Source organism: Mucilaginibacter sp. (genome assembly GCF_041660805.1).
Classification (GTDB): domain Bacteria; phylum Bacteroidota; class Bacteroidia; order Sphingobacteriales; family Sphingobacteriaceae; genus Mucilaginibacter.
In genome coordinates, this window is record NZ_JBAZVP010000023.1 from 75,394 (window position 1) to 84,616 (window position 9,223).

The following is a 9,223-nucleotide window of genomic DNA, read 5'->3' on the forward strand; positions in this document are numbered from 1 at the left end:
TCTTTCACAATTAAAATAATCCCAGCTGCCCTTTGTCGTCTATCTCAATATCATCCGGGTTGGTTATCTCAAAATCAATTTTCTTTTTTTGTAATTCTGTAGATTGGCCCGGTGAATCTGCAGATTGCTGCTCTGTTGATTCCACAGATTGCTCCGGTGGCTTTACAGATGCTGTTGGTTCAACTGGTTTATCTTCAACGGATGGATCACCTGTTAATTGTGACGTTACTGCAGGTGCAGCGTCAGTTACTTGTTTATCTTCGCCTGTGAGGGTTATTTCTGTATCTTCTATGGTATCAGGTGCCGGGTCTGGTACATCTTCGGCATCGTCATGTTCGGCTATCAGTTCAACACTTTTTACCTGGTGAACAGAGAGGCGGTTACCCATAGCCTTCATGCCTTTAATATCAATCAGGTCGGTAAGGTTTAGCTCTGCCATTTCAGATACTAAAGCTTTTCCTTTCAACTGCTCTATTTTAACAACCGCTTGTGCCGCGCCTGATATCAATACCAGTTTTGAGCCCGGCTCTTCGCTGATAATGCTGGTTTGCCTGCCTATAACGGTGTTCTCAAACACAAAGCGCTTAACCATGTAGTTTTTTGATTTGCCATCGTAATGCACTACCGAGAAAACTTTAGCCGGATCATATTTTTCTATCAGGATCATCTTATCATCAAAGTGATTGTTAAGATCAAAACTGGTTAGTTCATATAAGCCATTGCTCAGAACATTTAATATGCGGTCGTCGCCATCAAATTCGCCCAGGTATTTACCACGACTATCAGCATTTAACCGTTTTAAGATGTCATCATACCAAATTTTACGACCGGCCAATGTAGAGATCCCTTTGCTTTTCAGGATCACCTTTTTAACCGGGTACTTGGTAACCATGTTACCTATAGAGTTACGGCCTTTTATAGCCAATGCCGCAAAATCTTCATCGAAGTTTAGCTTTTTAAGCTTTGCATGAGGTTTCAATTGAACGGTCACAATCTCGGCCTCGCCGTTAGGGTTTGCGGTGAAATAAAGCATCTTTGAGCCTTTGCTGCCCTTGGTAAGGTCATATTCCTTATCGCGGGTAACACCTGTTACCGAGAAACGCTTGATATAGCTTACACCGCTTTGCCCGTCTTTATAGATCATGTTATAAACGGTGCGCTCATCGTTTTTCTTGAATACGGCAACGTGCTCAATATCCTTTCCAACAAAAACCTTATCCTGCACTTTGGTCACAATAAACCGGCCATCGCCCCGGAAAACAATAATCTCATCAATATCAGAGCAATCGCAAACAAACTCGTCCTTTTTTAAGCCCGAGCCTATGAAACCATCTTCGCGGTTCACATATAGTTTAACATTGGCCAATGCTACCTGCGAGGCCTCAACCCTGTCAAATGTGCGCAGTTCTGTTTTGCGCTCGCGGCCCTTGCCATACTTCTCTTTCAGTTTATCAAACCAGGCAATGGTGTAATCGGTAAGGTGCTTTAAGTGATTTTTAACCGTTTTAATTTCAGCTTCAAGCGTTTTGATCTGCTCGTCCGTTTTCTTTACATCAAAACGGGTAATGCTGCTCATTGGTTTATCAATCAGCTTCTTGTAATCATCGGGCAGTATGGTACGATAAAACTGCGGAAAGAACGGCTCAAACAAGCGGTTCAGCACGGTCAATACCCCCTCAAAATCTGATGAACTTTCATAGTCGGGGTGTTTGTACATCCCCTCCTGTATAAATATTTTTAAGAGCGAACTGAAGAAGATCTTCTCCATTAACTCTTTCAGCCTTATTTCCAGTTCCTGTTTAAGCAGCTCTTTGGTAAAGAACGTGCTTTCGGTAAGCATATCGTTCACACTCATAAAGCGCGGCTTATCGCTCTGTATTACGCAGGTATTAGGCGATATGGATACTTCGCAATCGGTAAAGGCGTAAAGCGCGTCTATAGTAACATCGGGCGAAATTCCCGGTGCCAGGTGGATCACTATTTCCACATTCTGCGCCGTATTATCCTCTATCTTTTTTATTTTGATCTTACCCTTATCATTGGCAGATATTACACTGTCAATAAGCCCGCCGGTAGTGGTGGTGAAAGGGATCTCGGTAATGGTAAGCGTTTTTTTATCGCGCTCAACAATTTTGGCCCGCACCCTTACTTTGCCTCCGCGCTGGCCTTCATTATAAGCGGATGCATCAGCCATGCCGCCGGTAGGGAAATCGGGCAGTAAGTTCGGCCTGTCGCCTTTTAATACAGCAACGGACGCATCTAACAATTCAATAAAATTGTGTGGTAATATCTTTGTAGCCAAACCCACGGCAATACCTTCGGCGCCTTGTGCCAGCAGTAAAGGGAACTTAACAGGCAGGGTTATCGGCTCGCGGTTACGGCCATCATAACTGGCCTGCCAAACGGTGGTATCAGGGTTAAAAACAACATCAAGCGCGAATTTAGATAAACGCGCCTCAATGTAACGCGGTGCTGCCGCAGAATCGCCTGTTACCGGGTCGCCCCAGTTTCCCTGGCAATCTATCAGCAGGTTTTTCTGGCCTATCTGCACCATGGCATCGCCAATAGAAGCATCACCATGGGGGTGATATTTCATGGTATTGCCAATTACGTTGGCGGCCTTGTTAAAGCGCCCGTCGTCCATCTCTTTAAGCGAGTGCAGGATACGGCGCTGTACAGGCTTTAAACCATCATTTATGTGCGGAACAGCGCGGTCAAGTATTACATACGATGCATAGTCCAGAAACCAGTTCTCGTACAGTCCGTCAAGAGTAGTAATTTTTTGAAGCTTGGTGTCTTCTGTATTGTTAGGAATATCAGGATTGCTTAGATCTTCGCTCATTCGTTAGCTAAAAAATTATGGATTGGTAAAGATAAGAAATGTGCAGATATGTGAACGTGGAGAAGAGGGGATTTTATACACAAAATTGATGTTTTAACAGTATATTTATCTTACACTTAATCCTCACAACAATGAAAAGAATTCACCTGCTATTTCTGGCGCCATTGTTAATGGCTGCCTGCCAATCTAAACCCACTACAGAAACAGTTGCTGCCAGTGCCGACTCTGCCTTAAAGCTGCCTTATACTTTAAAGAAGGAGCGTGTATGGGAAATGAATACCGACGGGCATAATTTGCAAACGGCATTGAATGCTATTAAAGCATTTGAAAAGAATGATACCACTGCCATGAAAGACCTGATTGCCGATAGCATACAGGTATACTATGAAGGCGGTGAATTTAAAGGTAAACGTGCAGATTTTTTAAAGGCGATTAAACAGGAAATGGATATGTATAAAAACCTGCAAATCGATATGGAAGATTGGGAGTCTGTTATCAGCAAAGATAAAAGTGAAGAATGGGTAGGTATGTGGTATAAGCAAAAGTGGCAAAATGATAAAGGCAAAACCGATTCACTTCAAGTTTATAACGATGTTCAATTAAAAGGTGGTAAACTGGTAAGGTGGGTAGACTATAGCCGCCATTACACACCAGCAAAATAAAAAACGGAGCCCGCTAACAACGGGCTTTTTTATTCCCTCAGTTTTTTCTGTTCGCGTAACATCATGCCGTAATCCATCCGCCTGACTGCCGCATTAATTGTATTGGCTATGCGATTGGCACGGGTTTGCTCTGTTTTGGCGTCGTTTATCCATTTGATAAAATAGCCCTGGTGTGATTTGGCAAGGCCGATAAAAAACTCAAACGCCTCGGGCTGTTCAAAATCAAAACACTCCTGCAGGTCTTCGGGTATCTCAACTTTATAGTCAGCATCAAACTCCAGCCTTACCCGCAGCATCGCGCCTCTGCCTTTGCGGATAGCTTTACGGATCTCTTCTCTCAGTGCCATAATAAATTTGCCTTCACCCATAGGCATTAGAGCCATGCCGGCAACGGCATACTCATCCAGCCAGCCCCGCACCCTGAACGATTTTTTATTGCCGGGCTTAATTTCCTGAGCTATATCGGCAGGGATTTCAATGTATGTCCAGCCCGTTTTTTCACCCTGATCGCCAAACTGCAAAATGATGGTATTGTAATTAACCATGTCCAAATATAAAGCATAGAAAAGGCAAATGTTAAATGTTTGTTAAATACGGTTTTTTAACATTTGAAACTGTAACTATTTGGAAACCGGCAGCATCTTATAGCTATACAACTTAAATTATAAACCTCAAATTATTATACCATGAAAACTTTAAAATCAATTATGCTGGGTTTAGTTTTATTAACTGTTTGCGGAGCCGCAAAGGCAAATTTTATTCCCAAACCAGAAAATCTTACCAAAACTTATGCGGTTAACACTTACGTTAACGCGATGACCCGGGGCAAATTAGATGGCTTTAATGATGTACTTGACCAATCGGTGAAATTTAGCATGCTGCGTGGAAAAGATATACTATGCTTTGATAAAACGCAAATGGTTGATTTTATGAAGAAAATAAAAAACATACAGCAAACATGCACCACCAGTACCCATGTAGTTGAAAACAGTAATGATGTTGTAGTTGTACGTGTAGATATGAAATTTGAAGACTTTGTACGCAGTAATTATGTAACTGTTGCCAACACCGGTAACGGCTGGAAGATCACCAACGTTCACAGTGTTTTTAAATAAGATTTTTTAGTTAGTTAGTTTAGTGTTGAGTGGAGGGTCCCGGGGTTAAGCCGGGACCTTTTTTATTTTACAAGCGGCTGTAATACAGCCTGCCATTTATCATAACCTTTGCTGTTAAGATGCAGCAGATCGGTTTCAAACAGGGAAGAATCTGGCTGTGTAGTTGCTGGATTAAGAATAACCGTTGCCAGATCAATATAATGTCCTTGTTTTTTACCAGTTAAAAAAGCTTTTACTTTTTTGTTTGCGATGCTCATTTCAGAGAAATACTTTGCCCGGCTGGGGCTTGGTTTAACTGCCATAAAATAGATCTCGGCCTTTGGTAGTTTAGCCTGCAGCATAGCCCAAAGCTTTACAAACTCATCGCCAACAAAAGCACCGCTTTTACCCGCTGCTATGTCATTTTCGCCGGCATATATGAATACTTTGCGCGGCTGGTAAGGGAAAAGGATGTAAGGTGTATAATAATCAACCAACTGCTCAAGCGTGCAGCCCCCAACACCCCGCCTGATGATAGGCTGACTGCTGAACCGCTGTTCAAGATCTGTCCATTTACGGATAGATGAACTGCCAATGAACAGGATGCCATTTTTGGCTGGCATATGCAGGCTGTCCTGCTTTTTAAAATCCCTTATCTCATTATCAAACGGAAAACCTTGTTGTGCGTGGGCGGAGATGCCTGCTGTAGCTAAAACAAAAAGTAGTAAGATCTTTATTCTCATGTAGATTGTGTTAATCTTTCTTCAAAAAACATAAACGGCATAAGGCTTTGTATACCATCAATCACCCAAACCGGGCCGTTAATGCAGTATAACAATACCCTTAACGGGCTGTTTTGTCTTTTTTCGCATTCGGCCATTACCTGCAGGCATGAGCCGCATGATGTAACCGGCTTTAAAATAGGAAAATCATTTGTATGAGCGGTTACCGCCATACTAACAATAGGGTCATCGGCATGGTTGGCACCCCAGTGAAACAAGGCCACCCGCTCTGCACATAAACCGGATGGATAAGCCACATTCTCCTGGTTACTTGCATGCAGTATTTTACCGCTTTTAAGCAACAATGCTGCCCCAACCCTAAATTTTGAATAGGGTGAATGTGATGTTGCTAAAGCTTTTTTCGCTTCGAGGCATAAGTTATGGTCCTGTGAGTTCAGTTCGCTAACAGTGTCGTATTCCTTAAATGCTATTTTTATTTCGTGTTCCGTCATTTTTATAGCCCTTCAAAAAAGAAGGGGATACAAGATAAGGCTTATTTTTTAAAAAACAAACTACACTGCAACCGGCAAAGCAACGCTGTCAATATCCTCGGCAACTAAGGGGTTAATGCTTTCATCGTCTTTCTCAACACGTAAATTATTTACAATGTGCTGCTGGCGGGTTGGCGTATTCTTACCCATAAAATATTCAAGCAGGGCCTTAATATTGGCGTCCTTCAGAAACACCGGGTCAAGGCGGATGTCCTTGCCAATGAACAAGCCAAATTCGTCCGGCGAGATCTCACCCAAACCCTTAAAGCGGGTAATCTCGGGTTTTACACCCAGTTTGGCAATGGCGTTGCGGCGCTCTTCGTCGCTGTAGCAATAAATGGTTTCCTTTTTATTACGCACCCTAAACAGTGGTGTTTGCAAGATAGACACATGCCCCGCCTTTACCAGATCAGGGAAAAACTGTAAAAAGAAGGTCATGAGCAGTAAGCGGATGTGCATACCATCCACATCGGCATCGGTAGCAATTACAATATTGTTATAACGTAAAGCATCAATCCCGTCCTCAATGTTCAGGGCATGCTGCAGCAAATTAAATTCTTCGTTTTCGTATACTACCTTTTTAGTAAGCCCGAAACAGTTCAATGGCTTGCCCTTTAAGCTGAACACCGCCTGCGTTTGCACATCGCGCGATTTGGTGATAGATCCGCTTGCCGAATCACCCTCGGTAATGAATAGGGTGGTTTCCTGCTTGCGTTCGTGGTTATCATCAAAGTGCAGTTTGCAATCGCGCAGCTTGCGGTTGTGTAGAGATGCTTTTTTGGCACGGTCATTAGCCAGTTTTTTAATACCGGCAATATCCTTGCGTTCACGTTCAGATTGTAAGATCCTTTTTAACAGGGCATCAGCGGTAGCGGGGTTTTTATGGAGGTAGTTATCCAGTTCCTTCTTCAGGAAATCATTAATAAACCCACGTACCGATGGCCCATCCGGACCAATATTTTGCGAACCCAGCTTGGTTTTGGTTTGCGACTCAAATACCGGCTCCTGCACTTTTATAGCAATTGCAGCTACAATAGATGCACGCACATCGGAGGCGTCAAATTCTTTCTTATAAAACTCACGGATGGTTTTTACAACCGCCTCGCGGAAAGCTGCCTGGTGGGTACCGCCCTGTGTGGTATGCTGCCCATTCACAAAGGAGTAGTATTCTTCGCCGTATGATTGCCCGTGTGTCATGGCTAACTCTATATCTTCTCCTTTCAGATGGATGATTGGGTAACGCAGGTTCTCGGCATCGGCATTACGGGCAAGCAGGTCATACAGGCCCCGTTCCGATAAATATTTTTGTCCGTTAAAGTTTAATGTAAGGCCCGAGTTAAGGAAAACATAGTTCCATATCATGTTCTCAACAAACTCAGGGATAAAGCGGTAATGGCGGAAAATGGTTTCGTCGGGCAAAAAGTTAATGGCAGTACCGTTGCGTTGCGATGTTTCCTTTTCCGGCTCATCCCTTACCAATTCGCCTTTTTCAAACTCGGCAATTTTAGTGCGGCCGTCACGGTATGATTGTACAGTAAACGAGCTGGAAAGCGCGTTTACCGCCTTTGTACCCACCCCATTCAAGCCTACCGATTTTTGGAAGGCCTTGCTATCATACTTACCACCTGTGTTTATTTTTGAAACACAATCAATAACCTTTCCTAACGGGATGCCACGGCCATAATCCCTTACAGAAACTTTATGATCGCTCATGCTCACCTCAATAGTTTTGCCCGCGCCCATCACAAATTCATCAATAGAGTTATCAATGATCTCTTTTAGCAAAACGTATACACCATCGTCATAGGCAGAACCATCACCCAGCTTACCAATATACATACCGGGGCGTAAGCGAATATGCTCTTTCCAATCAAGCGAACGGATACTGTCGTCATTATAATTTATATTCTCTGCCATGTTTCAATCAAAAATTAGGGTGCGGAATGCCCCTGTTGCAAAAATAAAGTTCCCTCACTTAAATTGGTATTTAAATGTGTTAACTTATTAACATTTGTAGGCCTATGGTTTAAATTTTATGCAATTGCTGGCCCTGTCCATGTTCTTAAAAAATTCGGGGCCTTTTTCATTAGCAAAGCAAATTGCCAGTATGGTACCTGTCTGGTCTTTCTGCAGGGTTATCAGTAATGCGTATTTGTAATGTTTGGTAACCGGCAGGTCAAGCAGGTTTAAAAGGTATGATTTGCCGGCATCAGCATTGTAACGTGCCAGGATCCGGTCTGGTATATTACGTGCAGTAAAATCACGCCCACCCGTAAAAGCCGCGGCATGTGCAGTTCCGTATCCTAAATAAAGCGAATCGGGGTTGGCTTGCCTGGTGTCATTATTATTTAATGATCGTTCATAACTGGCATAATTCTCTTTTTGAGATTTCACCTGGAACCATATTTCAAACTCCTTGCCCGGTAGTTCCATACCGTAGTCAAAAGAGTAATCTTCATTATCGGGTGCTTTTATTTCTTTAAATCCCTCGGGGAAAGTGAACGAAACGTTTGCCTTTGCGGTGGTTTGTTGAAAATATTTTAGTTGAGGGCTAATAACAGGAGTTTTTTTAACCAGAGTTACCAGCTTTTTTTTAGCCGGATGCTTTTTCACCTGCGCAAAAACAGGAGTAATACAAAACAACAATATCCACGTAAGTAATATTTGTTTAATTTGCTTCAAAATAGTTTTATTAAAAAGGGTAGTAGAAAAAATCAATGACCGAATTTAAATGTTTTTAAATGCTAAATAAAATTTAATTATAATATAAATAAAAAAATAAACAATTAGGTAATAATTAAATAATGGGTACAATACCAAAACTTAACCGTTTATCTCACTATAATCGTAAGCCCGGTGATAGGCATAGTATTCAGGATTTATGGAGAAAACGTTTAAATCATCTTCTTAAAATATTTTAAAAAGTATTTTATAATTACAATTAACTTTACTAAGTTTGTTTCAATGATGGAATCTGGATCATTAGATAAGCGTTTTAGTTTTTCCCCGAAGGGGGATTTAATTTTTTATAGTTTAATTGGTTCTAAATCCTCGCTTCGGCGGGGATTTTTTGTATCCAGACATTTTTAAGCTTAACACATACATTTATAATACTTTATGGCAAGATTAAATTTATTGGAAGAGACGCGATACGAGAAGCTACCAGTAAGCGTTTACCACGACCAGCAAACGGCCTCACTGGCGGTAGCCGGGCGTATAGCGGCGCTGATCCGTGCGCGGCAGGCAGAAGGGCGGCCGGCGGTGCTGGGGCTGGCAACCGGGGTAACCCCGGTAAAGGTTTATGCCGAGCTGGTGCGGCAGCACCGCGAGGAAGGGCTGTCCTTTAAAGGGG

The 9,223-nt window shown here is 42.5% G+C and carries 8 protein-coding genes and 1 pseudogene; 3 read left to right on the forward strand and 6 right to left on the reverse strand.

Annotated elements, in window-relative coordinates:
- Positions 1–10: 10 nt before the first annotated feature.
- The gene (locus tag WC743_RS21270; RefSeq protein WP_373015355.1) at positions 11–2,842 is read right to left on the reverse strand and encodes a DNA gyrase/topoisomerase IV subunit A; all 2,832 of its coding nucleotides are present in this window, start codon (positions 2,840–2,842) and stop codon (positions 11–13) included.
- A gap of 131 nt (positions 2,843–2,973) precedes the next feature.
- Here WC743_RS21270 and WC743_RS21275 point away from each other — a divergent pair, with 131 nt between their 5' ends.
- The gene (locus WC743_RS21275) at positions 2,974–3,504 is read left to right on the forward strand and encodes a hypothetical protein (protein WP_373015357.1); all 531 of its coding nucleotides are present in this window, start codon (positions 2,974–2,976) and stop codon (positions 3,502–3,504) included.
- Positions 3,505–3,533: 29 nt separating this feature from the next.
- Here WC743_RS21275 and WC743_RS21280 read toward each other — a convergent pair whose 3' ends face one another.
- On the reverse strand, positions 3,534–4,049 hold the full coding sequence (locus tag WC743_RS21280) for a DUF1905 domain-containing protein (protein WP_373015359.1): 516 nt from the start codon (positions 4,047–4,049) through the stop codon (positions 3,534–3,536).
- Positions 4,050–4,190: 141 nt separating this feature from the next.
- Here WC743_RS21280 and WC743_RS21285 point away from each other — a divergent pair, with 141 nt between their 5' ends.
- Positions 4,191–4,619: a nuclear transport factor 2 family protein gene (locus WC743_RS21285; protein WP_373015361.1), complete on the forward strand. Its 429-nt coding sequence runs from the start codon at positions 4,191–4,193 to the stop codon at positions 4,617–4,619.
- Between the two features lie 62 nt (positions 4,620–4,681).
- Here the strand turns inward: WC743_RS21285 and WC743_RS21290 are convergent, their stop codons facing one another.
- From WC743_RS21290 to WC743_RS21305, 4 genes are all read right to left on the reverse strand, one after another.
- Positions 4,682–5,341, reverse strand: a complete 660-nt coding sequence (locus tag WC743_RS21290; protein WP_373015363.1) for a GDSL-type esterase/lipase family protein — start codon at positions 5,339–5,341, stop codon at positions 4,682–4,684.
- Positions 5,338–5,832 carry a cytidine deaminase gene (locus WC743_RS21295; protein WP_373015365.1) on the reverse strand — a complete coding sequence of 165 codons (495 nt, stop codon included), beginning with the start codon at positions 5,830–5,832 and terminating at the stop codon, positions 5,338–5,340. Before WC743_RS21295 ends, WC743_RS21290 begins: the two co-directional genes overlap by 4 nt.
- Positions 5,833–5,892: 60 nt before the next feature.
- Complete coding sequence (locus WC743_RS21300; protein WP_373015367.1) at positions 5,893–7,788, reverse strand: DNA topoisomerase IV subunit B; 1,896 nt, start codon at positions 7,786–7,788, stop codon at positions 5,893–5,895.
- Between the two features lie 102 nt (positions 7,789–7,890).
- Entirely contained in the window at positions 7,891–8,553 is a 663-nt protein-coding gene (locus WC743_RS21305) for a hypothetical protein (protein WP_373015369.1), read from the reverse strand.
- Positions 8,554–8,988: 435 nt separating this feature from the next.
- On the opposite strand from WC743_RS21305, the pseudogene WC743_RS21310 reads away from it, so the two are divergent.
- Positions 8,989–9,223: pseudogene (locus tag WC743_RS21310) on the forward strand (glucosamine-6-phosphate deaminase); the annotation flags it as partial.